The organism is Isoptericola sp. NPDC056618 (genome assembly GCF_042792715.1).
Lineage (GTDB): Bacteria > Actinomycetota > Actinomycetes > Actinomycetales > Cellulomonadaceae > Isoptericola > Isoptericola nanjingensis.
This window is the reverse complement of the sequence record NZ_JBHTVZ010000004.1, coordinates 45,677-71,751: the sequence shown is the minus strand read 5'-3', so window position 1 is coordinate 71,751 and position 26,075 is coordinate 45,677. Positions and strand designations below refer to the sequence as shown.

27 protein-coding genes and 1 pseudogene are annotated in these 26,075 nt (G+C 75.2%); 16 read left to right on the top strand and 12 right to left on the bottom strand.

All coding sequences use genetic code 11. The annotated features are described in order from the left end of the window. Positions 1-107: 107 nt before the first annotated feature. Genes ACFQ8T_RS07745 through ACFQ8T_RS07715 form a run of 7 tightly spaced genes read left to right on the top strand, consistent with a single transcriptional unit; the run spans position 108 to position 6,626 of the window. On the top strand, positions 108-1,118 hold the full coding sequence (locus ACFQ8T_RS07745; protein ID WP_430545970.1) for a Bug family tripartite tricarboxylate transporter substrate binding protein: 1,011 nt from the start codon (positions 108-110) through the stop codon (positions 1,116-1,118). Further along, on the top strand, positions 1,115-1,630 hold the full coding sequence (locus ACFQ8T_RS07740; RefSeq protein ID WP_430545969.1) for a tripartite tricarboxylate transporter TctB family protein: 516 nt from the start codon (positions 1,115-1,117) through the stop codon (positions 1,628-1,630). The genes ACFQ8T_RS07745 and ACFQ8T_RS07740 overlap by 4 nt, the downstream gene beginning before the upstream one ends. Positions 1,631-1,637: 7 nt before the next feature. After that, the gene (locus ACFQ8T_RS07735) at positions 1,638-3,206 is read left to right on the top strand and encodes a tripartite tricarboxylate transporter permease (RefSeq protein ID WP_430545968.1); all 1,569 of its coding nucleotides are present in this window, start codon (positions 1,638-1,640) and stop codon (positions 3,204-3,206) included. After that, on the top strand, positions 3,203-3,652 hold the full coding sequence (locus ACFQ8T_RS07730; protein ID WP_430545967.1) for a universal stress protein: 450 nt from the start codon (positions 3,203-3,205) through the stop codon (positions 3,650-3,652). Before ACFQ8T_RS07735 ends, ACFQ8T_RS07730 begins: the two co-directional genes overlap by 4 nt. Before the next feature lie 49 nt (positions 3,653-3,701). Next, a complete protein-coding gene (locus ACFQ8T_RS07725; protein ID WP_430545966.1) occupies positions 3,702-4,316 on the top strand; it encodes an RNA polymerase sigma factor in 615 nt (204 codons plus the stop codon). Then, entirely contained in the window at positions 4,313-5,677 is a 1,365-nt protein-coding gene (locus ACFQ8T_RS07720; RefSeq protein ID WP_430545965.1) for a hypothetical protein, read from the top strand. Before ACFQ8T_RS07725 ends, ACFQ8T_RS07720 begins: the two co-directional genes overlap by 4 nt. A gap of 40 nt (positions 5,678-5,717) precedes the next feature. Next, positions 5,718-6,626 carry an aminoglycoside phosphotransferase family protein gene (locus ACFQ8T_RS07715; RefSeq protein WP_430545964.1) on the top strand — a complete coding sequence of 303 codons (909 nt, stop codon included), beginning with the start codon at positions 5,718-5,720 and terminating at the stop codon, positions 6,624-6,626. A 27-nt stretch (positions 6,627-6,653) separates the two neighbouring features. On the opposite strand, the gene ACFQ8T_RS07710 is transcribed toward ACFQ8T_RS07715, so the two are convergent. After that, complete coding sequence (locus ACFQ8T_RS07710) at positions 6,654-7,238, bottom strand: hypothetical protein (RefSeq protein ID WP_430545963.1); 585 nt, start codon at positions 7,236-7,238, stop codon at positions 6,654-6,656. 82 nt (positions 7,239-7,320) lie between these two features. Between ACFQ8T_RS07710 and ACFQ8T_RS07705 the strand changes: the two genes are divergently transcribed. Together ACFQ8T_RS07705 and ACFQ8T_RS07700 are read left to right on the top strand one after the other, a co-directional pair. Next, positions 7,321-8,499, top strand: a complete 1,179-nt coding sequence (locus tag ACFQ8T_RS07705) for an SLC13 family permease (RefSeq protein WP_430545962.1) — start codon at positions 7,321-7,323, stop codon at positions 8,497-8,499. 33 nt (positions 8,500-8,532) lie between these two features. Further along, positions 8,533-9,000: a luciferase family protein gene (locus ACFQ8T_RS07700; protein ID WP_430545961.1), complete on the top strand. Its 468-nt coding sequence runs from the start codon at positions 8,533-8,535 to the stop codon at positions 8,998-9,000. Positions 9,001-9,012: 12 nt separating this feature from the next. Here ACFQ8T_RS07700 and ACFQ8T_RS07695 read toward each other — a convergent pair whose 3' ends face one another. Together ACFQ8T_RS07695 and ACFQ8T_RS07690 are read right to left on the bottom strand one after the other, a co-directional pair. Further along, positions 9,013-9,603 carry a formyltransferase family protein gene (locus ACFQ8T_RS07695; protein WP_430545960.1) on the bottom strand — a complete coding sequence of 197 codons (591 nt, stop codon included), beginning with the start codon at positions 9,601-9,603 and terminating at the stop codon, positions 9,013-9,015. Between the two features lie 23 nt (positions 9,604-9,626). Continuing rightward, positions 9,627-10,001, bottom strand: a complete 375-nt coding sequence (locus tag ACFQ8T_RS07690; RefSeq protein WP_430545959.1) for a VOC family protein — start codon at positions 9,999-10,001, stop codon at positions 9,627-9,629. Positions 10,002-10,063: 62 nt separating this feature from the next. On the opposite strand from ACFQ8T_RS07690, the gene ACFQ8T_RS07685 reads away from it, so the two are divergent. Then, on the top strand, positions 10,064-10,645 hold the full coding sequence (locus ACFQ8T_RS07685) for a 1-acyl-sn-glycerol-3-phosphate acyltransferase (protein ID WP_430545958.1): 582 nt from the start codon (positions 10,064-10,066) through the stop codon (positions 10,643-10,645). Positions 10,646-10,655: 10 nt separating this feature from the next. Here ACFQ8T_RS07685 and ACFQ8T_RS07680 read toward each other — a convergent pair whose 3' ends face one another. Continuing rightward, complete coding sequence (locus tag ACFQ8T_RS07680) at positions 10,656-11,558, bottom strand: SDR family oxidoreductase (RefSeq protein WP_430545957.1); 903 nt, start codon at positions 11,556-11,558, stop codon at positions 10,656-10,658. A 103-nt stretch (positions 11,559-11,661) separates the two neighbouring features. Here ACFQ8T_RS07680 and ACFQ8T_RS07675 point away from each other — a divergent pair, with 103 nt between their 5' ends. Then, positions 11,662-12,225 (top strand): TetR/AcrR family transcriptional regulator, encoded by a 564-nt coding sequence (locus tag ACFQ8T_RS07675; RefSeq protein WP_430545956.1) that lies wholly within the window; start codon positions 11,662-11,664, stop codon positions 12,223-12,225. 10 nt (positions 12,226-12,235) lie between these two features. Further along, entirely contained in the window at positions 12,236-12,805 is a 570-nt protein-coding gene (locus tag ACFQ8T_RS07670; RefSeq protein WP_430545955.1) for a GNAT family N-acetyltransferase, read from the top strand. Here ACFQ8T_RS07670 and ACFQ8T_RS07665 read toward each other — a convergent pair. Then, positions 12,686-14,794, bottom strand: a complete 2,109-nt coding sequence (locus ACFQ8T_RS07665) for a hypothetical protein (RefSeq protein ID WP_430545954.1) — start codon at positions 14,792-14,794, stop codon at positions 12,686-12,688. The two genes, ACFQ8T_RS07670 and ACFQ8T_RS07665, sit on opposite strands and share 120 nt — an antisense overlap. 107 nt (positions 14,795-14,901) lie before the next feature. Here ACFQ8T_RS07665 and ACFQ8T_RS07660 point away from each other — a divergent pair, with 107 nt between their 5' ends. Further along, positions 14,902-15,198, top strand: a complete 297-nt coding sequence (locus ACFQ8T_RS07660; protein WP_430545953.1) for a hypothetical protein — start codon at positions 14,902-14,904, stop codon at positions 15,196-15,198. Between the two features lie 86 nt (positions 15,199-15,284). Here ACFQ8T_RS07660 and ACFQ8T_RS07655 read toward each other — a convergent pair whose 3' ends face one another. After that, a complete protein-coding gene (locus ACFQ8T_RS07655; RefSeq protein WP_430545952.1) occupies positions 15,285-16,175 on the bottom strand; it encodes a universal stress protein in 891 nt (296 codons plus the stop codon). Positions 16,176-16,352: 177 nt separating this feature from the next. On the opposite strand from ACFQ8T_RS07655, the gene ACFQ8T_RS07650 reads away from it, so the two are divergent. Continuing rightward, a complete protein-coding gene (locus ACFQ8T_RS07650) occupies positions 16,353-18,071 on the top strand; it encodes a GAF domain-containing protein (protein WP_430545951.1) in 1,719 nt (572 codons plus the stop codon). Here ACFQ8T_RS07650 and ACFQ8T_RS07645 read toward each other — a convergent pair. From ACFQ8T_RS07645 to ACFQ8T_RS07620, 6 genes are all read right to left on the bottom strand, one after another. Continuing rightward, positions 18,026-18,703 (bottom strand): response regulator, encoded by a 678-nt coding sequence (locus ACFQ8T_RS07645; protein WP_430545950.1) that lies wholly within the window; start codon positions 18,701-18,703, stop codon positions 18,026-18,028. The two genes, ACFQ8T_RS07650 and ACFQ8T_RS07645, sit on opposite strands and share 46 nt — an antisense overlap. Before the next feature lie 56 nt (positions 18,704-18,759). Beyond that, the gene (locus tag ACFQ8T_RS07640) at positions 18,760-19,992 is read right to left on the bottom strand and encodes a dipeptidase (RefSeq protein ID WP_430545949.1); all 1,233 of its coding nucleotides are present in this window, start codon (positions 19,990-19,992) and stop codon (positions 18,760-18,762) included. 82 nt (positions 19,993-20,074) lie between these two features. Next, entirely contained in the window at positions 20,075-20,434 is a 360-nt protein-coding gene (locus ACFQ8T_RS07635; RefSeq protein WP_430545948.1) for an RNA-binding S4 domain-containing protein, read from the bottom strand. Between the two features lie 12 nt (positions 20,435-20,446). Then, entirely contained in the window at positions 20,447-21,100 is a 654-nt protein-coding gene (locus tag ACFQ8T_RS07630) for a response regulator (protein WP_430545947.1), read from the bottom strand. Further along, the gene (locus ACFQ8T_RS07625; protein WP_430545946.1) at positions 21,097-22,413 is read right to left on the bottom strand and encodes a sensor histidine kinase; all 1,317 of its coding nucleotides are present in this window, start codon (positions 22,411-22,413) and stop codon (positions 21,097-21,099) included. Before ACFQ8T_RS07625 ends, ACFQ8T_RS07630 begins: the two co-directional genes overlap by 4 nt. Positions 22,414-22,503: 90 nt before the next feature. Continuing rightward, positions 22,504-23,103 (bottom strand): NADPH-dependent FMN reductase, encoded by a 600-nt coding sequence (locus ACFQ8T_RS07620; RefSeq protein WP_430545945.1) that lies wholly within the window; start codon positions 23,101-23,103, stop codon positions 22,504-22,506. A 96-nt stretch (positions 23,104-23,199) separates the two neighbouring features. Between ACFQ8T_RS07620 and aspA the strand changes: the two are divergent. Both aspA and ACFQ8T_RS07610 read left to right on the top strand, forming a co-directional pair. Further along, a pseudogene (aspA, locus tag ACFQ8T_RS07615) lies at positions 23,200-24,633 on the top strand (aspartate ammonia-lyase); the annotation flags it as partial. A gap of 134 nt (positions 24,634-24,767) precedes the next feature. Further along, the gene (locus tag ACFQ8T_RS07610; protein WP_430545944.1) at positions 24,768-26,075 is read left to right on the top strand and encodes an anaerobic C4-dicarboxylate transporter; all 1,308 of its coding nucleotides are present in this window, start codon (positions 24,768-24,770) and stop codon (positions 26,073-26,075) included.

Here is a 26,075-nt window from a genome sequence, read left to right as displayed (position 1 = left end):
TTCCACAACCTCCTTTGGTTGCCCAATGATGACGCGCCCGGCGGTCACCTGTGACGATCTCACCCGGGGCACAGCCGCCCCGCAGCACCGACAGTCTGGAGTACCCGGTGTCGACGACGACATCCCGCCGACGACGCGGCCTGCGCGCCGCCGTCGCCGCGACCCTGGCGACCGCCCTGGTCGCCGTGACCGCCGCCTGCGGGGTCACGCGCGGCGACGACTCGACCGACCTCGACATGTGGATCCCCAACAGCCCTGGCGGCGGCTACGACCAGACCGGCCGCGCGGCCGTCGGCGTCCTGGACCGCGACGGCATCACCGGCGGCGACATCCAGGTCACCAACATCCTCGGCGCGGGCGGCTCGGTCGCCATGTCGCGGCTCATGGGCGAGGCGGGCAACGAGCGGCTCCTCATGACGCTCGGGCTCGGCGTGGTCGGCTCCACGTACTCGTTCGGCGTGGACGCCCGCCCGCACGACGCGACGCCGATCGCCCAGCTCATCGAGGAGCAGGAGGGCGTGCTCGTCCCCGCGGACTCGCCGTTCGAGACCATCGACGACCTCGTCGCCGCGTGGGAGGACGACCCGGGCTCCGTGGTCGTGGGCGGCGGGTCGTCGCCCGGCGGGCCCGACCACCTGTTCCCCATGCAGCTCGCCAAGGCGACCGGCGTCGACCCGAAGGACCTGCGGTACGTGCCCTACGACGGCGGCGGCCCGCTGACCAGCGCCCTGCTGGGCCACAAGATCCAGGTCGGGTTCTCCGGCCTCGCCGAGTTCGAGGGGCAGATCGAGGCGGGCGAGCTGCGCGTGCTCGCCGTCTCCGGCGAGGAGCGCGTCGCCGGGGACGCCTTCGCCGACGTCCCGACCCTCACCGAGTCCGGGATCGACCTCGTCTTCACCAACTGGCGCGGGGTCGTCGCCCCGCCCGGCATCAGCGACGAGGCGCGCGACCGGCTCGTCGACTACCTCACCCGCATGCACGACTCGCCCGAGTGGGAGGAGGCCCTGGCCGACAACGGCTGGACCGACGCCTTCACCACCGGCGACGACTTCGAGCAGTTCCTGCGCGAGCAGGACGAGCGGGTGTCGACCACCCTGAAGGAGCTGAACCTGCTGTGAGCACCCAGGAGGAGACGCCGACGGCGGCCACGCCCCGCGTCGACGCCGCCCAGTACGGGCTGGCGGCCGTGCTGCTCGTCGTCGGCGCGTACACCGTCTACGACGCCGCGACGCTCGAGGTCGGGTTCGCCGACCCCGTGGGCCCGCGCATCTTCCCGTTCGTGATCGGCGCCGGGCTGGCCGTGACGAGCATCCTGCTGGCCGTCGCGACCGCGCGCGGCTCGCGCCCCGAGCCGGAGGCGGGCGAGGACGTCGACGTCACGACCCCCGCCGACTGGCCCACGGTGCTGAAGCTGGTCGGCGTCATCCTGCTGACCGTCGCCACCGTGAGCTGGCTCGGGTGGGCGCTCGCGGGCGCCGTCCTGTTCGCCGGGTCGGCGTGGGCGCTCGGCAGCCGCACGGTGATCCGCGACGTGCTGGTGGGCCTCGTGCTCGCCGTGGCCAGCTGGTACGGCTTCGTCGTCGGGCTGGGCATCCCGCTCACCCCCGGCGTCCTCGACGGGATCCTGTGAGGCTCTGATGGACAACCTCGGACTGCTGGCGGACGGCCTCGCCGCCGCCCTCACCCCCATGAACCTGCTGTACGCCGCGGTGGGCGTGCTGCTCGGCACGTTCGTCGGCGTGCTGCCCGGCATCGGGCCGGCGATGGCGATCGCGCTGCTGCTGCCCGTGACGTTCGGGCTGGAGCCCACGCAGGCGTTCATCATGTTCGCCGGCCTGTACTACGGCGGCATGTACGGCGGGTCGACGACGTCGATCCTGCTCAACACGCCCGGCGAGTCCGCGTCCGTGATGACGGCGCTCGAGGGCAACCGCATGGCCCGCGCCGGGCGGGGCGCGCAGGCGCTGGCGACCGCCGCCCTCGGGTCGTTCGTGGCCGGCACGATCGGCACGCTGCTCGTCGCGATGTTCGCGCCCGCGCTGGCCGACGTCGCCGTCGAGATCGGCGCGCCGTCGTACTTCGCGCTCATGGTGCTGGCGCTGGTCATGACCGCGACCGTGCTCGGCGCGAGCCCGCTGCGCGGCCTCATGTCGCTGTTCGTCGGCCTGACGATCGGCCTGGTGGGGCTGGACCTCAACACCGGGCAGCCGCGCCTGACGTTCGGCGTCACGCAGCTCGTGGACCGCCTCGACATCGTGGTGGTGGCCGTCGGCATCTTCGCCCTCGGCGAGGCCCTGTGGGTCGCGGCGCACCTGCGGCGCAAGCCCGCCCGCGTCGTGCCGGTCGGGCAGCCGTGGCTGGGCCGCGCGGACCTGCGCCGGTCGTGGAAGCCCTGGCTGCGCGGCACCGCGTACGGGTTCCCCTTCGGCGCGCTGCCCGCGGGCGGCGCCGAGCTGCCGACGTTCCTGTCGTTCGTCACCGAGCGCAGCCTGGCGAAGCGCGGCGTGGCCAAGCGGCGGGCGGACGCCAAGGACGAGTTCGGCCGGGGCGCCATCGAGGGCGTCGCCGGACCGGAGGCCGCGAACAACGCCTCGGCCGCGGGCATGCTCGTGCCGATGCTGGCGCTCGGCCTGCCCGTGACGGCGACGGCGTCCGTGATGCTGTCCGCGCTGCAGGGGTACGGCATCCAGCCCGGCCCGCAGCTCATGACCGAGCACGCGGACATGGTGTGGACGCTGCTCGCCAGCCTGCTGATCGGCAACCTGCTGCTGCTGGTGCTCAACCTGCCGCTCGCGCCGCTGTGGGCGCGGCTGCTGCGCATCCCGCGGCCCCAGCTGTACGCGGGCATCCTGTTCTTCGCCTGCCTGGGCGCCTACGCCACCAACCTCGACCCGTTCGACATCGCCCTGCTGCTCGTGTTCGGCCTGCTCGGGATGGCGATGCGCCGGTTCGGGCTGCCGGTGCTGCCGCTGATCCTCGGCGTCATCCTCGGGCCGCTCATGGAGACCAAGCTGCGCGAGGCGCTCACCATCTCCGGCGGCGACCCGGCCATCCTGTGGAGCGAGCCGCTCGCCATCGCCATCTACGCGGTGCTGGCGCTGGTGCTGCTGACCCGCCCGCTGCTGTCGCGGTGGCGGAACAGGACCGAGTCGCGGATCGTCGCGGAGGCCGAGCCCGAGACCGAGCTGGAAGGGAGCACGCGATGAGCGAGCAGGAGCAGACCCCGCCCCCGGCCGACGGCTGGGTGGTGGTGGCCTGGACGCCCGACGAGTTCGGCGACGCCGCGCTGGAGCACGCGATCGCGTGGGCCGCCGAGGGTGCCGCCGCGGGCAGGCGCGGAGTCGCCGTCGTCAACGGCACCCGCGGCGACGCCTTGGTGGACGAGCGGTTCGCCGCCCCCGGCGGGCTCGCCGACCTGGCCGAGCGGCTGCGGGGCACCGGGCTGCCGCACGTCGTGCGGCAGGAGATGGGGCGCGACGTCGCGGAGCAGGTGCTCGACGTCGCGGCCGAGCTCTCCGCGCGCCTCGTCGTCGTGGGGCTGCGGCACCGCAGCCCCGTCGGCAAGCTGCTCATGGGCTCCGTCGCGCAGCGCATCCTGCTCACCGCGGCGTGCCCCGTGCTCGCCGTGAAGCCCGGGGAGCAGCCCGCCTGACGGCCCGAGATCGCGTGTAAGGAGCGACCGGCCCGGGACACTACGTCGTGTGAGCACCCCCGACGACGCTCCCGACGGCGCTGCCGCACGGCGCGAACGACTGTCCGCGCTGTGGTGCGCGCACGCCGTCCGCGTCCAGGCGTACCTGTGGCGGCACACCGACCCGGACACGGCGCAGGACGTGCACTCCGAGACCTTCCTCGTGGCGTGGCGCCGCCTCGACGACGTCCCCGACCCGGCGCTGCCGTGGCTGCTGGTCGTGGCCCGCAACCTCGTGCGCAACGCCCACCGCGCCGCGCGGCGCCGTCGCACGCTCGACGACGAGCTCGCCGCCCTCGCGGCCTCCGCTCCCCTGCCGGAGGCCGCCCCCGAGGCGCTCGCCGTCGAGCGCGACGCCCTGCTGCGCGGCCTCGCCCGCCTCGGCGAGCGGGAGCGGGAGGCGATCCTCCTCGTCGCGTGGGACGGCCTCGCCACCGCCGACGCGGCCGACGTCGCCGGCTGCAGCACCGCCGCGTTCCACGTCCGGCTGCACCGCGCCCGACGCCGGCTCGCCGGCTCTGCGGACAGCACCGCCGGCGGCCCGGCCGACAGCCCCGCCGCCCGTCCCGCCATCGGTGACACCGACACACCTCGCTCCGCCGCGTCCTCGAGGAGGTCCGCATGAGCACCGCCGGCATCGACGAGCGGCTCGCCCGCCTCGCCCCCACCACGTCCCCCGACCCCGCGCGGCTCGACGCCGCCCGCGCCGCGCTCGACGATGTTCTCGACGGCACCAACGACGGGACCGGCCCCTCCCGCAGCCGCCGCGTCGGCGACGCGCACGTGCTCGACCTCGACGACGCCCGCGCGCGCCGGGACGGCCATGACGGCGACGACCCGCTCCCCCTGGTCGACGACGACGTCGTCGTACCGCTCCGCCGAGGCCGCACCGTTCGCGAGCGCCGCAGGCGGCGCGTCCAGCTCGGCGCAGCCGCCGCCGGCGTCGTCGGGATCGTCGCCGTCGGGCTGGTGCTGGCGCCGCAGGTCGCGCCTGGACCCGCGTCGTCCCTGGCGCGCTGCGAGAGCAGCCTCACCGCCGCGTCCCTGCCCGACGACGCCGAACTCGAGCTGCGCTGGCGCACGCTCGTCCGCGAGTCACGCGACGGGTCGGACCTGATGCTCCTGCGCGAGGACGCGATCGGCTTCACCGGGTTCTGCGCGGACGACGAGAGCTCGACGGGCTCCAGCACGTCGACCACCCTCTGGTCCGAGGAACCGCCCACCACCCCCGCGGAGGACGAGGTCGCGGTCGGCGCCGTGCAGGACGACGAGTGGTACGTGGTGTGGGGCGTCGCCGGGGCCGACGTCAGGTCGGTGCGGCTGCTCGCCGAGTGGTCGATAGACGGCCTGGTCGACGAGACCGCGGTCAGCATCGAGCCCCGGCAGGCGGAGGACGGGCTCTGGTCCGTGTTCGTACCGGGCGCGCAGATCCCTGCCGAGGCCGAGATCGCGCTCGAATGGCGGCTGGCCGACGGAGGCGAGCGCTCGATGGCCCTCGACAGCGCCTGGCCGGAGCCGGGGGTGCCCGGGACGCCGTTGGCCGACGCGCGGCGTCACGCCTGCGTCCCCGGCGGCGGCGCGGCGGCCCTGCGCCCCGTCCTCGAGGGGCGTCACGGCGACGGCGGTCTCACGGTGTTCGCCGACGACGACCAACGGTTCGTCGCGTGCCTCCAGGAGGCCGTGCCGCCGTACGGGGCGTATCACACGCTCAGCGGGTCGCCCGACGAGGACGCCCCCGCGAAGGGCGAGGCGAAGGCGCTCCTCGGCGGCGGTGACGACGACGGGCGGGTGATGATCGGCCTCGCCGGCGCCGACGTCGCGCGCGTCGAGGTGCTGTCGGCGGACGGCAGCCGGCTCAGGGCCGACCTGAACGACGGTTACTGGGCGGCGTGGGCCTCCCACCTGGACGAGGACGCCTGGGACGACGCCCGGATCGTCTGGTACCTCGACGATGGCTCCCGGCACCAGGGGCGGGCGTTCTCCTGACGCAGGAGCCAGGGCCGCGGCGCCCGGGTACCGTGCCCGGATGTCTCCCTCGAGTCCTGGCCTCTGCGCCCTCTCCGACCGGCAGCGGTCGCTGCTGAGCACATGGCTGCCGGACCTCGCGGTCGAGGAGGACATGAGCTGGGGCCTGGTGGAGACGACGGTGCTCCGGGTGGCGTCGGGGGGCCGGACGCTCGTCGTCAAGGCCGGGGGCGAGCAGGACCACCACATCGCGCGGGAGATCCGGGCGCACCGGGAGTGGACGGGGCCCTGGCTCGCGGACTGCCCGGGCGCCCCCGTGGACGCGGACCGGGTCGGGCGCCTGGTGCACGCCGACGTCGACGCCAGGCTGCTCGTCACGACGTACCAGCCGGGCCGGCTGGTCCAGGACGACGCCGCCGCCGCCGAACCGGACACCTACGAGCAGGCGGGGCGGCTGCTGGCCGCCCTGCACGGGCAGCTCGCCGTCGAGGACGTCGGCTACGAGGCGAGGGCGAACGCCCGGGCCGAGCGGTGGCTGGGCGATCCGCACCGGATCGCCCCGGGCGACGTGGTGCGGTTGCGCACGCTGATCCGCTCCTGGCCCACGCCGCCCGCCGTCGTCGTCCCGACGCACGGCGACTGGCAGGCACGCAACTGGCTGGTGGACGACGGCGGCACGGTGCGCGTCATCGACCTCGGCCGCGCGGACCTGCGGCCGGCGATGAGCGACCTCGACCGTCTCGCGTCCCGCGAGTTCCGCCGGTACCCAGGCGCCGAGGAGGCGTTCCTCGCCGGGTACGGGCACGACCCGCGCGAGCCGGGGGCGTGGTCGCGGTCCCGATTGCGCGAGGCGATCGGGACCGCCTGCTGGGCGTACCAGGTGGGCGACGACGCATTCGAGGCGCAGGGCCACCGCCTCGTCGCGGAGGCGTTGGACGACGCCGGCGACGCCCGCCCGGCGAGCCCCTGATCAGGCCGGACGGGCGCCGCGGGCAGCTCATTGCGGCGCGGCGAGGTGCTCCTCCCACGGCAGCGGGGTGACCGGGTGCGGCGGGTGGTCCGACGCCCGCAGGGTCAGGTCCACGACGGCCGCGCGCACCCGCGCCCACTCGGCGTCGCCGCCGGAGCCGCCCCGCCCGTCGGAGGCCTGCGCGACCTCCAGGATCTGGCGCAGCACCAGGACGGCGCGCGCCCGGTCGACCCGGTCCGCGGTGCCGGGCCGGGTGGCGGCACGCACGACCTGGGCCGCGAGGGCCGCCCCGCGCGACCCGGGCTCGAGGGGCTCCGACGTCGCCAGGCGCACCGGCACCGGGGCCGCGCGCAACGACCACCGTGTGCCGGACGGGTCGTGCGCCACGATCCGCGTCGGGCCGCGCAGCAGCGACGCCACCAGCAGACCGTCGGCGACCAGCACCGCGACCCCGCCCGCCGCCAGCCCCCAGCCGGCCGGCTGCGGCCCCGAGACGTCGGTGAGCATCAGCACGCCCAGCCACACGACCCAGACGGTGGCGCAGCCGAGCGCCACGAGCGCGAAGATCAGGGGCGCGGAGGCGTCCCCGGGGCGTCGGCGTCGAGTGCTCATACCCCTCAGTTGCCGGCGGGGGGTCGATCACTACATCGTCGGTCGATACGGCTGAGGTCGGGCCGGCGTCTACGCTCGGCCCGTGACACGCCCCGCGCGACGGCTCCTGCCGCCCCTGTGGGTGCCCGCCCTGGTGCTCGTGGTGGTCCTGCCGCTGTCGGGGGCGCTGCCGGCCGCCGAGGCCCGCGCCCTCGCCGCACTGACCGGGCCGGTGCTCGGCTTCGTCGTCCTGCTCACGGTGGTCGCCGAGCTCTGCGCGGGCGCGGGGTTGTTCGACGCCGTCGCGGACGGCGCCGCGCGACTCGCCCGCGGGCGGGCGCCGGCGCTGTGGCTCCTCGTGGCCGCGGTCGCGGCCCTCTGCACCGTCGTCCTGTCCCTCGACACGACGGCCGTGCTGCTCACCCCGGCCGTCGTGGCCGTCGCCCGCCGCGCCGGCCGCGACCCGCTCCCCCTCGCGCTCACCGTGCTGGCGCTCGCCAACACGGCATCGCTGCTGCTGCCGGTCTCCAACCTCACCAACCTCATGGCCGCACCGTCGTTCGAGGCCGGGTATCTCGGCGTCATGGTCGCGCCCGCCGCCGCGGTGCTCGTGGTCGTGGTCGCCGCGCTCGCCGTCCTGCACGCGCCGGCGCTGCGCGGCACGTACGCCCTGCCGGAGCCTCGCCGGGCCGCCGACCCGGTGCTGCTGTGGATCGCGGGGGTCGTCGTCGTCCTCATGGGTGCCGGCTTCGCGGCCGGGCTGCCGGTCCTGCCCGTGGCGCTGGGCGCCGTCGTCGCGCTCGGGGCGGCGACGGCGTGGCGCCGGGTGCCGCTGCTCGTGCCGGTCCGCGAGCTCGTGCCGTGGCGCACGGTCGTGGTCACCGCCGGCCTGTTCGCCGTCGTCGGCACGTGGCACGCGCACGGCCTCACGGACCTGCTCGCCCCGCTCGTGGGCACGGGTGACGACGCAGGGTCCCTCGCCCAGGTCGCCGCCGTCGGCGCGGCGTCGGCGAACGCGGTGAACAACCTGCCCGCCTACCTGGCGCTCGCCCCGACCGTGACGGGCGACGACGCCCGGCTGGCGGCGCTGCTCGTCGGCGTCAACGCCGGGCCGCTGATCACGCCCTGGGCGTCGCTCGCCACGCTGCTGTGGCTCCAGCAGTACCGGCGGCACACGTTCTCCGCCCCGGCGGGCCTGATGCGCCGCGTCGTCACCCAGGGCGCCGTCGTGGCGCCGCTCGCCGTCGCGGCCGGCGTGCTCGCCCTGGCTGTCGTGGGCTGACGTCCCGGCTGCCGGGGCGGGTACGGTGCCACCGTGCCGACCTCCCCACACCTGACCACCGCGCGCCCGGGCGACCGTCCTGACACGTCCGCCGAGGGCCCGCACCGCCAGCTCACCCAACGCTCGACCCCTGCGCTGTGGGGCGAGCTGGTCGCCCGCGTCTTCGCGCTCGACGGCGTCGTCGAGGGCCACAGCCAGGTGTCGCCGAAGTCCTCGCGCGCGGTCTTCCTCGCCGACCTCGAGCGGGAGCGGGAGCCGGCGACGAACCTCGCCCCGGGCCGCCGCCTCGAGCCGGTGCACCTGCACGGCGTGACCGACACGAGCGTGCACCTGGTGCTGCCGCACGAGCGCGGCGAGGAGCTCGTCGCGCTCGGGTGGGCGGAACCGCACCAGTACGAGGACTTCGGCACCGAGTACATGATCTACGGCCCGCGCGACGCCGCGGAGGTCGACGCGGTCGTGTCCGTGGTCGCCGAGAGCCTCGCCTTCGCGCGCGGCTGAGGCCTGACCCGCTCAGGGGCGCCAGGCCTGCAGCACGTCGACGAGGAGGGCCTTCTCCGCGGCCTGCACCCGGGCGCGCAGGGCGGGCACGTCGTCGCCGGGGAGGACCGGCACCTCGGTCTGCGCGACGACGGGTCCCTCGTCGTAGTCCGCCGTCACCACGTGGACCGTCGCACCGGAGACCGTGCGGCCGGAGGCCAGGACGGCCTCGTGCACGCGGTCGCCGAACATGCCGGCGCCGCCGAACTCCGGCAGCAGCGCCGGGTGCGTGTTGAGGATCCGCCCCGCGTAGCGGGCGAGGACCCGCGGCCCGAGCTTCTTCATGTACCCGGCGAGCACGACCACGTCGGCCCCGGCGCCGTCGAGGGCGGAGAGGACGGCGTCGTCGAGGTCGCCCGGGTCCGGGTGCGTGACACCGCTGAGGTGGGCGGTCGGGACGCCGTGCCGCCGGGCGACGTCGAAGATCCCCGACCGGCTGTTGTTCCCGAGCACGAGCCGCACGTCGGCGGCGCCCGACCCCAGGACGTGGTCGGCGGTGCTTCCCGCGCCCGACCCGAGGAGGGCGACAAGGAGCGGGACGAGGGGGCTCGCGGCGGCGGTCACGGCACGAGCCTGCCAGAGCCCGGTCAGGCCGTCGCCCACACCCCGAGCTCGTTGCCGCTGGGGTCGAGGAAGTGGAAGCGGCGGCCACCGGGGAACTCGTACGGGCCCTCGACCACCCGACCGCCCGCGGCCGTCACACCGGCCCGCGTCGCGTCGAGGTCGTCGGAGTACAGCAGGACGAACGGCCCGCCCCGGGAGACGTCGGCGGCCTCCGCGAGGCGCAGTCCGCCCGCCTCGGCGGGCGCCTGCTCCGCGGCCGTGCGGATGCCCGCGTACCCCGGCCCGTAGGAGACGAACTCCCAACCGAAGGCCGCGGCGTAGAACTCCCGGGCCGCCGAGAGGTCGGTCACCGGCAGCTCGAGGTAGTCGATGGTGTGGTGGACGCCGTGCTCGCTCATCCCGGCAGCATGGCGCGGCCCTCCGACACGGGTTCTGCCAGACGGGCCGGTAGAGTCGCCCGATGCTCAGAACCCTGCGGCGGGCGCTCGCCGGCACCTACTGGCGGCTCAGCCGCTGGACCCTGCGCAGCGAGCCCGCCCCGGCGCAGGCGGGCGTGCTGGTGGGCGCGCCGCACACGTCCAACTGGGACTTCGTGCTCATGCTCGCCATCGCGTGGCGGCTCGGGCTGGACGTGCGCTGGCTCGGCAAGCACACCCTGTTCGCCGGTTGGCGCGGTCCGCTCATGCGCGCGCTGGGCGGCATCCCCGTGGACCGTCGCGACCCCAGCCGCGTGGTCGACGACGTGCTCGCCCACGTCCGCGCCGGCGAGGTGTTCCACCTCGTCGTCACGCCCGAGGGCACGCGGTCGGGCGACGGGTGGAAGTCCGGCTTCTACCGCATCGCCCGGGCCGCGGACCTGCCGGTGACGCTCGGGTACGTCGACCGCACCACGATGACGACCGGCCTCGGCCCCACCCTCCGCCTCACCGGCGACGTGCGCGCCGACATGGACGACATCCGCGCGTTCTACGCCGACAAGGCGGGCCTGCGCCCGGCGCTGCGCACCGAGCCGCGGCTGGCGGACGAGGACCGGCAGGGCTGACGCCGCCGAGTCAGCCGCGCGCCACGTGGTCGTAGGCGCCGGCGGCGAGGTCCTCGACCAGGGTCGGGCCGACGGGCTCCCAGCCCAGCCGCTCGCGGGTGATCGCGCTCGACGCGACGGCGTCCATGCCCCAGAACCGGCTGAGCCAGCCGAAGTGTGCGGCCGAGTCCGCCGGGTCGACGGAGACGGCGGGCACCCCCACGGCGCGGCCGATCGCCTCCGCGATCTCGCGGGAGGGCACGCCCTCCTCTGCGACGGCGTGCACCGCGGACCCCGCGGACGCCTTGTCGACCGCGAGCGCGACGAGGCGCCCGGCGTCGTCGACGTGGACGGCGGGCCACCGGCCCGACCCGTCGCCGACGTAGCCGGAGACCCCCCGTTCGCGCGCGATCCGCGTCAGCACGGCCGTGAAGCCGTGGTCTCCCACCCCGTGCACGGTGGCCGAGAACCGCAGCGCCACCGACCGCACGCCGCGGTCCGCGGCGTCGAGGGCCAGGCCCTCGGAGCCGCCGCGCGGGGCGTCCGGGCCGGAGAACACGGACCTGTCGTTCTCGGTCATCCTCACGCCCGGGGTCCCGACCAGGCCGGAGGCCAGCAGGAGCGCGCGGCCGCTGCCCGCCAGCTCGTCGACGAAGGTCGCGACGGCGGCGCGCTCGACGCGGCCGGCACCCACGTAGTCGTCGAAGTCGTGCTTGAAGGCCAGGTGCACGACGGCGTCGGCGTCCTTGGCGCCGGCGCGCAGGCTCTCCAGGTCGTCGAGCCCGCCGCGATGGACGGTCGCACCCAGGGCCTCGACCCGGCGCGCGGAGTCGTCCGAGTAGCCGAGGCCGACGACGTCGTGCCCGGCGGCGATCAGGTGGGGAACGGTGTGGGAGCCGATCCAGCCGGAGGCTCCGGTGACGAAGACGCGCATGGGTTCTCCTCTCGTGGGCCGCAGCGCGGCCCGTGATGTCAGTTACTGACATCAACCACGCTACACCCGCATGTCAGCAACTGTCATCACTAGACTGTCCACCATGGCCCGATGGGAACCCGACGCGCGCGGGCGCATGACGCGCGCCGCGCTCGACCTCTACGCCGAGCAGGGGTTCGAGCAGACCACGACCGCGCAGATCGCCGAGCGCGCCGGCGTCACCGAGCGCACGTACTTCCGGCACTTCGCCGACAAGCGCGAGGTGCTGTTCGACGGCGGGCACGAGCTCGAGGCGGCCGTCGGGGCGGCGATCACCGCCGCGCCCGCCGCCGACGACCCCCTCGACGTCGTCGGCGAGGCCGTCGCCACCGCCGTCGAGGTCCTCGAGGAGCGCCGCGAGTTCGCCGCCCGCCGCGCCGCCGTCATCGCCGTGACCCCGCGCCTCCAGGAGCGGGAGCTCCTCAAGCTCGCCGCGCTGCGCGACGCCGCCGCGGCAGCCCTGCGCGACCGCGGGGTCCCGGAACCCGACGCCTCGATGGTCGCCGAGGCGGGCGTGGGCGCGTTCCGCGTCGGGTTCGAGGCGTGGATCGCCTCCGGGCAGGCCCGCCCGGTCGCCGACGAGGTGCGGTCCGCGCTCGCGGCCCTGCGGGCCCAGGCCCGGGGCTAGGCTCGCCGTCGTGCCCGCGACCGGAACGCCCTCGACCCCGTCCGGCGCCCCGCTGCCCGCCGGCGTCGCCCTGCGCCTGCTGCGCCCCGACGACGGCCCGGCGCTCGCGGCCGCGTACACCCGCAACCGCACGCACCTCGAGCCGTGGGAGCCCGTGCGGCCGCCGGAGTTCTACGACGGCGACCGGCAGGCCGCGCTCGTCGCCACGGAACTGCGGTCGCACGAGGACGGCCGGTCGGTGCCGCTCGTGCTCGAGCGCGACGGCGAGGTCGTCGGCCGCGTGAACCTGTCCGACATCGTGCTCGGGGCGTTCCGCAACGCCCACCTGGGCTACTGGGTCGACGCCGCGCTCGCCGGGCGCGGCGTCATGACCGCGGCCGTCGAGGCCGCGTGCGCCCACGCCCGCGACGACCTGGGCCTGCACCGCGTCCAGGCGGCGACCCTGCTGCGCAACGCGGCGTCACAGAAGGTGCTCGCGCGGACCGGTTTCGACCGCATCGGCACCGCGCCGTCCTACCTCCGGATCGCCGGCCGTTGGCAGGATCACGCCCTCTTCCAGCGCATCCTCCACGACGACTGACCCCGCTGCGGCACGGTCCGCGGCCGCCGGGTCCACGGCCGCGGACCGACGTCGACGGCGCACCACGAGCGCGGCCACCCCGCCGGCCGCCGCCAGCACCAGCACGACCAGGCCGGCACCGGCGGCCGTCGAGAGCCCGGCCCGGTCCGACGCGGCGCCCGCGCGCTCGGCCGCCGCGTCCAGGTCGCCGGCGGCGAGGTCGTCCCGCGCCCGCTCGGCCGACCGGTCGACGCCGAGCACCAGCGCCCCCAGCTCCGTCACCGGGTCGCGGTCCGCGTCGGACGCGCGGACGGCCGCGCCGACGCGCGTCGTCACCTCGGCGGCCCGGGGCAGCAGGGTGGCGAGCTCCGCGTAGGCGTCGGCGTCGGACGCGCCCTCGTAGGCCGCGCGCACCGCCGCGGGGACGCCCAGCCCGGCCTCCTCCGCGGCGGCCTGGACGGCGCCGGCGTCGCGTGCCGCGCCGTCGAGGGCGGACAGCACGTCCTTCGCCTCGCCGAACTCCCAGCGGGTCATGGCCGTGCGCAGCCCGAGCGGCGGCGCCCAGGCGCCGTCGGCCTCGTCCAGGGCCGCGTACGCCTTCCGCGCGGCGGCCCGGGGCTCGAGCACGGCCTTCTGCTCGGCGTCGAGCACCCACGTGCGCAGCACCTTCGGGGCACCGGAGACGCCGCCCCGCTCCTCCACCAGGTCGAGGAAGCGCCGCCAGTCGGTCCGGCCGCCGTTCTCCTCCATGGAGCCCGGGCGCTCGTACGCGCTCTCCCCCGCCTGGGCCGCCGAGACCACCGCGGTGAACGCGTCGTCGTCGAGCCCGCCCAGCAGCTTCCGCACCACGGTGTACGACGCCGCGTACCCGTACTGCTCGGCGTCCGCGTCCAGCTCGCCCGGGTGCGCGTCCCAGGCCGACAGGGGCACGGCGACGTCGGCGTGGCGGTCGGGCGTCGACCACGGGTCGCTCGACGCGCCCGTCCGCTCCACGACGCGCTGCGCCACCACCTCCGTCACGCCCTCGGACAGCCACCGCTCCGTGAGGCGGTCCGGGTTCAGCCAGGCGTGCCCGAGCTCGTGGTAGAGCGTCGCGGAGTCGAGGTCCTCCGGGATGACGATCTCGTCCTTGTCCGGGTCGAACCACGCGTACCCCAGCACCTTGGGCGACACGTCCTCGCGGATCGTGTCGAGCCCGCCGGGCCACGGCCGCCCGACGAGGTCCTCCAGCACCGGCAGGCCCTGCCGCAGCCGCTTCGCCACGAAACCGGTCCACTTCTCGTCGCCCGGGAAGCTCTGCAGGGTGAGCGTCGTGCCGCCCACCTCGACGTCCTTCTCGTCCGCCTTCTTCGGGTCGCGCGCCGACACGACCGCCCAGATGCCGTCCTTGTCCGTGTTCTCCGTCGCCGTGTACGTGACGGTCTTCCCGTCCCGCTCCGACCGGAACGCGTCGGACGTCGCGTCGAACGTCATCGACGCCGGCAGCACCACCTCGACCGTGGTCCGGCCGACGTCCCCCACGCCCGACGCCGCGAACGTCGCGAAGCCGTCTCCCACCCGCGTGTAGTCCTTCGAGCGCACGGGCTCGCCCGGGACGACGAAGCTCCACTCGATGGTGCGCGTCTGTCCGTACCGCAGCGGCGCGAACGTCGCCACGGCGTACCGGGTGCTCGGGTCCTCGGTCGCCTCGAGCCGCACCGGCAGGGCGGCGCCACCGCTCGTCGCGCGCACGTCCTCGGCGCCGGCCGGCACGGCGATCGAGTAGCTCGTGAAGTAGTAGTACGTCAGCCCGCGGTCGGGCGTGACGTTGCCGATGGTGGTGGTCGTCGTGGCCCGCAGCTCGGTGTCCTTCGCCCGCAGCACGTACCGGCTGTGCGACTCCTCCGTGAGCCCTTCGTCGGCGACGGCGACAGGCCCGGCCAGCAGGAGGGCGCCGGTCAGGCCGACGCCGAGCAGGGCGGGCAGCAGGTGCGGCGCGGCACGTCGGCGCTGCGCGGGCGAGGGGATCATCGCGCGCATCCTTGCGCCTGCCCTCGGCGCGCCGCAAGCCCGTCCGGGGTGCGCGACGTCGTCCCGTGCGGTAGACCGGAACCCGTCGGGCCGCGGAGGGGGACGCCATGGGTACTGACAGCACCGGTGCCGGCGAAGGCACCCCCGGCACGGACGCCGGCTCGCTGACGATCGCCCTGCTCACGGCGTGCTCGGAGCCCGACCTCGGCATCCGCTCGCGCGTCGTGCAGGAGCTGCTCGACGAGGCGAGCGTCGACCCCCGCCTCGCGCGCGAGGTGATCACCACCATGCTCACCGCGTCGGTGATGTCCCTGCGCGCATACACCGACGCGACACGGCGCGACCCGAGCGACGTCCTGCGCGCGCTCGGCACCAGCTGGTCGCAGCGTTCCCTCAGCGCCTGAGCGCCCGGGACCCCGTACCTCCCCCGGCCGCTCGGGTTCCTGCCGCCGCGGCCCGCCGGGGGAGTCGACGGGCGCGCGGCGGCAAGCTAGTCGTGCACCACCGCCACGGCGCACGGCGCGTGGCGCACGATCCGGTCGGACCCGCCGCGCGCGCGGCCGACCTGCAGCGAGGCGGCGCGACCGCCGGTCACCACCAGGTCGTCCGACCGCAGCGCAGCGAGCAGCGCGCCCGGCGCGACGCCGCCGCGCGTCTCGACCGTCCAGTCGACGGCGGGGTACTTCTCCCCCCACCGCGCGACCCGGGCCTCGAGGTCGGCCCGCGCCTCGGCCCGCAGCCGCTCCAGCCACGCCAGGTCGCCGTCGGTGACGCCCGCGAACATCCCCTCGTCGGCGGAGTGCGCCGCCGTGAGCGCCACGCCGGCGCGGTCGGCCTCGTCGAACCCGGCCTCGAGCACCCGGTCGGAGGACTCACGGGGGTCGACGGCGACGACGACGCGGCGCGGCTCCAGGGCGCGGGCGGCCCGCGGCACGACGACCACCGTGCCGGGAGCCAGCGCCGCCACGGTGGACGAGATCGAGCCCATGGGGACGCGGTCGAACGTGCCGACGCCCCGGCGCCCCACCACCACGACGGCGCCGCGGCGGGCGTGCTGCACGAGGACGGCGCAGGCGTCGCCGCGCACGGCCACGAGCTCGACCCCGCCGGGCGACCCGCCGGTCCTCCGCGCCGGTGCGGCGCGCTCGTACCTGACCCGGGCCCGGGCGACCAGCGCCTCTGCCTCGACCCTCGGGTCCGGCCCGTGGGCCGCCACCAGCCCGACGCCGACCGGCTGGGCGTAGGCGTGCACGACGACGAGCCGAGCCGCCAGGCGCACGGCCTCGCCGGCCGCCCACGCCATCGCGTGGTAGCCGCCCTCCGAGCCGTCGACACCCACGACGACGTCCCGGACCAGTCCGTCCACGCTGCTGATCGCCATGGCGTCCCCCTCCGACCGCACCAGTGGGCCACGCGCGTCGGGGCGTCCGGCAGTGCCGAACGCCCCGACGGCCCGGCCGATGGTCCCGATCCGGACGACCGGGACAACGCGCGTGCAACTGGCAGTGCTCCTACCCTGTGTGCCGTGAGTCCGCGGCAGGGTCGCCGGGAGCGGGACATGGACGTCCTTCTGGACGCCGTCGTGTCCGTCGGGCGCGGTCTCGAGCTGGAGACGACGCTGCACCGGGTGGTGCAGGCCGCCGCCGCGGTCGTCGACGCCCGCTACGCCGCCCTCGGCGTGCTCGGGGACGCGGGGCGGATCGCCCGGTTCCTCACCGTCGGCATGTCCGAGGAGGAGATCCGCGCCGTCGGGCCGTACCCGACGGGGCACGGCCTCCTCGGCGAGCTCATCCGGCACCCCGTCCCGCTGCGGCTCCCGGAGATCGCGGCGGACCCGCGCTCGGTCGGGTTCCCGCCGCACCACCCGCCCATGCGCAGCTTCCTCGGCGTGCCGCTCCAGGTGCACGGGGAGCCGTTCGGCAACCTCTACCTCACCGAGAAGCACGGCGGCGGGCAGTTCACCGAGGACGACCAGCGGCTCCTGGAGGGGTTCGCGACCGCCGCGAGCTTCGCCGTCGAGAACGCGCGCCTCTACGAGGAGACGCGGCTGCGGGAGCGGTGGCTGCGGGCCGACGACGAGATCGCGCGGCGCCTGCTGTCGGGCGAGGACCCGGACAGCGTGCTCGACCTCGTCGCGGCAGAGGCGATCAGCGTGTCCGCAGCCGACACGGCCGGGATCGCCGTGCCGGTGGACGACGACCCGGCCCGGGAGCTCCCCGCCCTCGTGGTCCGCTCGGCGGTCGGGATCCGGGCGGAGAGCCTGCGCGGACAGGTGCTGAGCCCGCCGCGCTCGTTCAGCGCGATGGCGTTCGTCGACGGGCGGCCCGTCGTCACCGCCGACGCCACCACCGACGACCGCGCCGACGTCGCCCTGCACCCGGACGGCACGCTCGGCCCGGTCGCCGCCTTCCCCCTCGTGGGCCGCGGGCGACGGGCGCGCGGCGTCCTCGTCGTCGGGCGCGTGCGCGGCGCCGACCCCTTCCCGACCGTCGTCGTCGAGGCGCTGGGGGCGTTCGCGAACCAGGCAGCCGTCGCGCTCGAGCTGGCCGAGCGGCGCGCGGACGCGGCCCGGCTCGCCGTGGTGCGCGACCGCGACCGCATCGCGCGCGACCTGCACGACCTGGCGGTCCAGCGCCTGTACGCGACCGGGCTCTCCCTGCAGACCGTCGACCGCCGCCTCGCCGCCCCCGGCCCGCTGGACCCGGAGGAGATCCAGGAGACGGTTGGCCGGGTCGGGTCGGCGATCGACCAGATCGACGAGACGATCGACCTGATCCGCACCACGATCCGCGGGCTGCGCGACCCGGGCGGCGACCTCCCGCACCGGGTCGGCACACGCTCGCTCCTCCTGGCGGAGGCCGACGCCGCGACCCACGCGCTCGGCTTCGCCCCGACCGTCCGGTTCGAGGGGCCGATCGACGCCCAGGTGCCGTCCACCGTCGCGGCGCACCTCGTGGCCGTGCTGCGGGAGAGCCTGTCGAACGCGGCGCGGCACGCGCGCGCCACGCGGGTGCGGGTCGGGCTGCGCGCCGACGGCGACCTCCTCCTGACGGTCGTCGACGACGGCGTCGGGATCGCCGCCGACGCGCCTCGCAGCGGGCTCGCGAACCTCTCCCGCCGCGCGGCGGAGCTCGGCGGGTCGTTCGAGGTGCAGCCGGGCCGGGCCGGCGGCACGGCGCTGCGCTGGCGGGTACCCCTCGTGCCCGGTCGCAGCAGCGTCGCCGCCCCGGGTCAGGAGGCGGACGGTCTCTCGGAGTCGTCCGGCTGGCCGAGCTGATCGAGCCGCGCCGCGAGGACCGCCGCCTGCACCCGGCGCTCGAGGCCCAGCTTCGCCAGGAGGCTGGACACGTAGTTCTTCACCGTCTTCTCGGCGACGAACAGCTCGGCGCCGATCTGCCGGTTCGTCATGCCCTCGCCGATGAGGACCAGGATGCGCCGTTCCTGGGGGGTGAGCTCGCCGAGAGGGTCGTCGGCCTCGGTCTTCTCGCGCAGCCGCGCCATCACCCGGCCCGTGGCCCGCGGGTCCAGCATGGAGCCGCCCGCCGCCACGGTCCGGATGCCCGCGACCAGGTCGGTGCCGCGCACCTGCTTGAGCACGTAGCCGGACGCCCCGGCGAGGATCGCGTCGAAGAGCGACTGGTCGTCGTCGAACGACGTGAGCATGAGGACCGCCACGTCGGTGCGCGACCGCAGCTCCCGGCAGACGGTGACCCCGTCGCCGTCGGGCAGGCGCACGTCGAGGACGACGACGTCCGGCCGCACGGCAGGGACCCGCGCGAGGGCCTCGGCCGCCGTCCCGGCGGTGCCGACGACCTCGAGGTCGGCCTCCATGCCGAGCAGGTCGGCGACGCCGCGGCGCACCACCTCGTGGTCGTCGACGAGGAACACCCGCACGGGCGCGCCGGTCATGGCCTCACGCTAGCCCTTCGGCACCCCCTCGGCCGGGCAGCCGTCGCGGGCAACCGTCAGGAGCCGCCGTCGAGGTCCTCGAGGCGCGCCACGCTGGGCTCCCGCTCCGCCCGCAGCCGGGCCGCGACGTCCTCCGCCCCGCGCAGCGTGCGCAGCACGTTGCCGCTGGTGAGCGCGCCGAGGTCGGCATCCGACCAGCCGCGGTCCGCCAGCGCCGCCAGCAGGGCCGGGTAGCCGGAGACGTCGCGCAGCTCGTCCGCGAAGCCGCCGGCGCCGTCGTAGTCGCCGCCCAGTCCGACGTGCGCCGCGCCCGCGACCTCGCGCACGTGCTCGACGTGCGCGACGACGTCGTCGAGCGTCGTCGGCGGCTTGGGGTGCGTCTCGGCCCAGGCGGTGGAGAACCGGTCGAACTCGGCGTAGTCGTTCGGTGCGATACCGGCGGCCCGCGCGGCCTCACCGGCCTGCGCCCGCCACTCGCCGATGGCCGGGGTGACGAAGCTCGGCACGAACGTCACCATGCACACGCCGCCGTTGTCCGCGAGGCGCGCGAGCACGTCGTCGGGCACGTTGCGCGGGACGTCGCAGACGGCGCGCGCGGAGCTGTGCGAGAAGATCACCGGCGCCTCGGAGACGTCCAGGGCGGCGCGCATCGTGCCCGCCGAGACGTGCGACAGGTCGACGAGCATGCCCAGCCGGTTCATCTCGCGCACCACCTCGCGGCCGAACGGTGTCAGGCCCGCGTTCTCGAACCGGCCCGGATCGAAGCGCCCGTCCGCGGGCCGGTCGTCGGTGGCGGACTCCGCCCACGGGTTGTGGTGGTTGTGCGTGAGCGTCATGTAGCGCACGCCCAGCTCGTACAGCATGCGGAGCGCGCCCATCGACGAGTCGATGGACTGCCCGCCCTCCGCGCCCATGAGCGACGCGATGCGGCCTTCCGCCCACGCGGCCACGACGTCGTCGGCGCTCGTCGCGAGGCGGAAGTGCTCCGGCCAGCGCGCGACCATCTGGTGCACCGCGTCGATCTGCTCGAGCGTCGCCGTGACCGCCGCGCTGCCGGGCAGGTTGGACGGCACGTACACCGACCAGAACTGCGCGCCCACTCCCCCGGCGCGCAGCCGCGGCACGTCGGTGTGCGTGCGGCCCTCGGTGCCGGCCTCGACGTCCAGCCGCGCCCAGTCGTACGCGACCTGGTCGCGGGCCTCCCACGGCAGGTCGTTGTGCCCGTCCCAGACGGGGTGCTCGCGCAGGAGCGCGGCGATGCGGTCGGCGTGGTCAGGGGAGCTGGTCATCTCCCGCACGCTACCGGCCCCACCCGCCGACCGGTCAGGGCCAGGAACATGAAGATGTGCACGTGGTCCTGACAGGTCGGGGTCAGCGGTGGCCGCCGCGCAGGCGGTCGATCTCGCGGCGCTCGCGCTTGGTGGGCCGGCCTGCGCCGCGGTCGCGGACGCCGACGGCCTCGCGCTCCTGGCGGGTAGGCATCGGCGGGCTCTCGTCGCGGTACGCCTTGACTGCCAGCGGGGCGCCCACCCGCTTGGGCAGCAGCTCGACGACGACGACCTTGCGGTCGCGGAGCGGGTCACGCCAGGTGACGGTGTCGCCCACGGTGACGGACGTCGACGGCTTGGCCACCGTGCCGTTCACCCGCACCCGCCCCGACCGGAGCAGGGCGGCCGACGACGACCGGCTCTTGAAGAGCCGCACCGCCCACAGCCACACGTCCACGCGCACGACGCCAGCCTCTCACGACCGCCCGACCAGACCGCTCTCGTACGCCGCGATGACGAGCTGCACGCGGTCGCGGCGCCCGAGCTTGCGCAGCACCTCCGACACGTACGACTTGACGGTCTGCTCCCCGATGAACAGGGCGTCGGCGATCTCCGCGTTCGACAGGCCGCGCGCGACGGCGAGCAGGACGTCGTGCTCCCGCGGCGTGAGGGAGCCCAGCCCGGGCACCTCACGGCGGGGCGCCGCGGCCCGGTGCGCGAAGTCGTCCACCAGCCGGCGTGTGACCTGGGGCCCGAGCAGCATCGACCCGTCCGCGACGAGGCGGACGCCCTCGATGAGCCGCTCCGCCGTGACGTCCTTGAGCAGGAACCCGCTCGCCCCGGACCGCAGGGCGTCGTACACGTACTCGTCGAGGTCGAAGGTCGTGAGGACCAGCACGCGGGTGCCGGGGTGGTCGACCGCGATCCGGGCGGTCGCGGCGATGCCGTCCAGCACCGGCATCCGGACGTCGACGACCGCCACGTCCGGCTCGGTGCGGGCGACGACGTCGAGCAGTGCGCCCCCGTCGCCCACCGTCCCCACGATCTCCAGGTCGGGGGCGGAGCCGAGGATCGCGGCGAACCCGTGCAGCACGACCGGCTGGTCGTCGGCGACGACGACCCGGGTCATGAGACGGCCGCCGCGTCGCGCGGGACGGCAGGGGACGGCTCGCGCGGACCGACCGGCAGGCTGACGACGAGCACGAACGCCGCCCCCTCCCGCTCCGCCGTCGCGACGCCGCCGAGCGCCTCGACCCGCTCCCGCATGCCGATCAGCCCGCCCCCGGGCACGACGTCGCCCGGCCCTGCCGGGTGGTCGACCGGGTTGGTGACCCGCAGCCCGGCGACGTCCGACACGAGCGCGAGCGTGATCGTCGTCGGCGCGCCGGGCGCGTGCCGCCGGGCGTTCGTCAGCGCCTCCTGCGCGGCCCGGTAGAGCACGTAGCCCTGCGCGGCGGGCACGTCCTCGCACTCCCCGGTCAGCGTGACGTCCTGGCCCGCGGCCCGGGCCTGCTCGACGAGGCCCGCGATGTCGCAGGCCGTCGGCTGCGGCGCCCGGGTGCCGCCGTCGGTGCGCTGCAGCACGGCGAGCACCTGGCGCAGCTCGCCGAGCGCCTGGCGGGCGTCCCCGGCGATGTCGGCGAGCACGCGGCGGGCGTCGTCGCCCAGGTCCGGGTACGTGTAGGGGGCCGACTCCGCCCGCACGGCCACGAGCGACACGTGGTGCGCGACGACGTCGTGCAGGTCGCGGGCGAGGCGCGCGCGCTCGACGGCGACGGACTCCACCTCCAGCGCGTGCCGCTCGGTCGCGGCCGCCGCCCGCGAGCGCCGCGACGACGCGCGCACCACCCGGACGACGGCGGCGACCCCGACGACGAGCCCGACGGCCACCGTGTAGATCGCCCCCGCCGCGGGCGAGGGCGCGCCGTCGTAGCTGCCGGCGTTCACCGGGCCGATCGGGAGCGCCGCGGGCACGTCGGTGAGCGCGTAGAGCCAGGCGCCGGCGAGGGTGGCCACGAGCGGCACGACGGCGCGGCGCCACGAGTCCTGGACCACCAGGCACGTGATCATCAGCAGGGCGAGCCACCACCCCCACACGAACGTCCCCAGCAGCGGGATCGTCACGAACGGCCAGGCCGCCAGGAGCGTGGCGAGGACGGGGCGACGGCGGCAGACGAGGACGGCGGTCACGCAGCTCAGGCCGGCGGCCCAGGCCACGAACCACAGGAAGTACCCGCTCTCCGGCCAGGACGTGTTCACCAGGTACGGCGTCCCCGCGGGGATGTCCCAGGTGCCGTCCGGCTGCTCGACGGCGAGCGGCGCGTCCTCCACCTGCAGCGGCGACGCCAGGAGGAAGAGGCCGAGCAGCGCGGCCATCGCCGCGGGGGCGACCCACGCGCGGGCGGGCCGGGGAGCGTGCGTCGGGGCGACGGTCGAGGCCATGGCGACGATCATGGCCGCTGGGCCGCCCCGCCCACCACCGCCGAGCGGGGGAGATCCCGTCCCCCCGCGCGGGGGGACGTGCTCGACCGGCTACTTGGCCGACGCCGGGTCGCTGTCGCCGATGTGCCCGGGCGCGGTGACGGCGAGCACGCGCTGCACGAACGCGCAGTACTCGTCCATGTAGTGCCGCAGGAAGCCCGCGGTGCTCTCGTTCGTCACCTCGCCGTCGGGGCCGAAGTCGTCGGCGACGTAGGTGATGTACGCCTCCGGGGAGTTGAGCTGCGGCGCGTCGAGGAAGCTGAGGACGGCACGCATCGACGACTGCATGACGGCGGTGCCGATCCCGCCCGGGGAGGCTCCGATGATGCCGACGGGCTTGCGCGCGAAGGAGTTCTGGCCCCACGGGCGGGAGCCCCAGTCGATGGCGTTCTTCAGCGCGCCCGGGATCGAGCGGTTGTACTCCGGCGACACGACGAGCAGCCCGTCCGACGCCTCGACCGCCGCCTTGAAGGCCCGGCCCTCGGGCGGGTAGTCGGCGTCGTAGTCCCAGCTGTAGAGCGGGAGGCCCCCGATGGGGATCTCCGTGAACTCGAGGTCCGCGGGGGCCAGGCGGACGAGCGCCCGCGACAGCGTGCGGTTGATCGATCCCTGGGCGAGGCTCCCGACGATGTAGCCGATCTGGTAGGTCATGGCGACTCCTTCGCTCCGGCGCTCCTCCGGCCATTCTGCGCGGGGACGGCGGCACTGGCGCGGCGTCGGGCTGCCCCCGTTGCTAGCGTCTGCCCCATGGCTGAACCCACGGCTGACGTGCGCGTCGAGGAAGACCTGCTCGGACCGAAGGAGGTCCCTGCGCAGGCGTACTACGGGATCCACACCGTCCGGGCGATCGAGAACTTCCCCATCTCGGGAACGACCATCAACGACGTGCCGGAGATGATCCGCGGCATGGTGATGGTGAAGAAGGCGGCGGCGCTCGCGAACCGGGAGCTGCGCGCCATCCAGCGGGACGTCGCGGACGCCATCATCGGCGCGTGCGACGAGGTGCTGGTCAAGGGCAGGTGCATGGACCAGTTCCCGATCGACGTGTTCCAGGGCGGCGCGGGCACCAGCGTCAACATGAACACCAACGAGGTCGTCGCGAACCTCGCGCTGGAGCTGTCCGGCTTCCCCAAGGGCCGCTACGACGTCATCAACCCGAACGACCACGTCAACAAGTCCCAGTCCACGAACGACGCCTACCCCACCGGGTTCCGCCTGGCCGTCCACGCCCTGACCGAGTCGCTCGTGGTGGCCGTGCGGCGGCTGTCGCGGGCGTTCGACGAGAAGGCGTCGGAGTTCGCGGACCTGCCGAAGATGGGCCGCACCCAGCTGCAGGACGCGGTGCCGATGAGCCTGGGGCAGGAGTTCGCCGGGTTCTCGGTGAACGTCGCCGAGGAGGTCAAGCGCCTGCGGAACGCGGCCGACCTGCTGCTCGAGGTGAACCTGGGCGCGACGGCGATCGGCACGGGCCTCAACACCCCGCCCGGCTACCCGAAGGTCGCGGCGCGGCGGCTCGCGGAGGTGAGCGGGCTCGGCACGGTACCGGCGGAGAACCTCGTCGAGGCCACGTACGACAACGGTGCGTACCTGGCCGTGCACTCCGCGGTGAAGCGGCTCGCGGCCAAGCTGTCGAAGATCTGCAACGACCTGCGCCTGCTGTCCTCCGGGCCGCGCGCGGGGCTCAACGAGATCAACCTGCCCGAGCTGCAGGCCGGCTCGTCGATCATGCCGGCCAAGGTGAACCCGGTGATCCCCGAGGTGGTCAACCAGGTGTGCTTCAAGGTCATGGGCAACGACGTCACCATCACGCACGCCGCCGAGGCCGGGCAGCTCCAGCTCAACGTCATGGAGCCCGTCCTGGCGGAGTCCGTGTTCGAGTCGATCCGGCTGCTCACCAACGCGTGCGACGCGCTGCGCACCAAGTGCGTCGTGGGGATCACGGCCAACGCCGACGTGATGCGCCAGCACGTGCTCGGCTCCATCGGCATCGTCACGTACCTCAACGAGGTGATCGGGCACCACAACGGCGACCTCGTCGGCAAGGAGGCCGCTCGCACCGGCGCCTCGGTGCGCGACGTCGTCGTCGCGCGGGGCCTGCTCACCGCCGAGGAGGTCGACTCGATCCTCACCACCGAGAACTTCCTGCACCCGCGCTACAGCGGCCGCTTCTACGCGCCGGACGAGCGCGGCATCCCGCCGCTGGGCGAGGAGGGCGACTCCTCGCGCGTCGTGGAGTCCGACGACGCGACGGGCGCGCCGTCCGACCCGGAGCACGAGCACGACGACGCCCCCGACGAGGAGGGTGAGGCCGCCCGGTGATCCTCGTCCAGTTCGCCGTCGTCCTGGTCTTCGTCTTCATCGGGGCGCGCCTCGGCGGGATCGGGATCGGGCTGGCGGGCGGCGCCGGCGTCATCGTCCTCGGGCTGCTCGGGCTGGAGGTCGACCCGGCGACGGGCGTCCCCTGGGACGTGCTGGGCATCATCATGTGCGTCATCGCGGCCATCGCCGCGATGCAGGCCGCCGGCGGGCTGGACTACCTCGTGGCGAAGACGGAGGTGCTGCTGCGCGCCCGCCCGCGCAGCATCACCTTCCTCGCGCCGCTCGTCACCTACGTCATGACGGTGTTCTCCGGCACCGGTCAGGTCGCCTTCTCCACGCTCCCGGTGATCGCGGAGGTGGCGAAGGAGTCGAACGTGCGGCCGTCGCGGCCGCTGTCCATCGCGGTGGTGGCGTCGCAGATGGCGATCGCGGCGTCACCCATCTCCGCGGCGGTGGTGGCGATGGCCGCCGTCGTCGAGCCGCTGGGCGTCGACTACCTCACCCTGCTCACGGTGGCGGGGGTGTCCACGCTGGTGGGCTGCATGGTCGGCGCCGTCGTCGCGTCCCGGCAGGGCGTCGAGCTGCAGGACGACCCGGTGTACCAGGAGCGGCTCGCGAAGGGGCTGGTGAAGCGGCGCGAGCGCACCGAGTTCGTCGCGAAGCCGCGGGCGCTGCTGTCGCTGGTCATCTTCGCGGCGGCGCTGCTCGTCGTCGTGCTCTACTCCACGGCCGTGTCCGACTCGGTCGGGCTGATCGAGGACCCGACCATCACGCGCAGCGGCGCCATCATGACGTTCATGCTGCTGGCGGGCCTGCTCATCGCCCTGCTCTGCAAGATCGACGTCAGCACCGTCATCACGCAGCAGACGTTCCGCAGCGGCATGAGCGCCGCCGTCTGCATCATCGGCGTCGCGTGGCTGGGCAACACGTTCGTGCAGGGCCACACCGCCGAGATCGAGGAGCTGGGCGGCGACATCATCCAGCGCTACCCGTGGATGCTCGCCGTCGTGCTCCTGCTCGCGTCCGCGCTGCTGTACTCGCAGGCTGCGACGACGATCGCCCTCATGCCCGTGGCCGCCGGCATGGGCGTGGCGGCGACGACGATGGTCGCGTCGTTCCCCGCCGTCACCGGCCTGTTCCTGCTGCCGACCTACACCACGGTGGTCGCCGCTATCGAGCTCGACGACACGGGCACCACCCGCATCGGGAAGTACCTGTTCAACCACTCGTTCATGGTGCCGGGGCTGGTGGCCGTCGCGTCCGCCGTCGCCATCGGCTTCGGCCTGGCGCCGCTGCTGATCTGA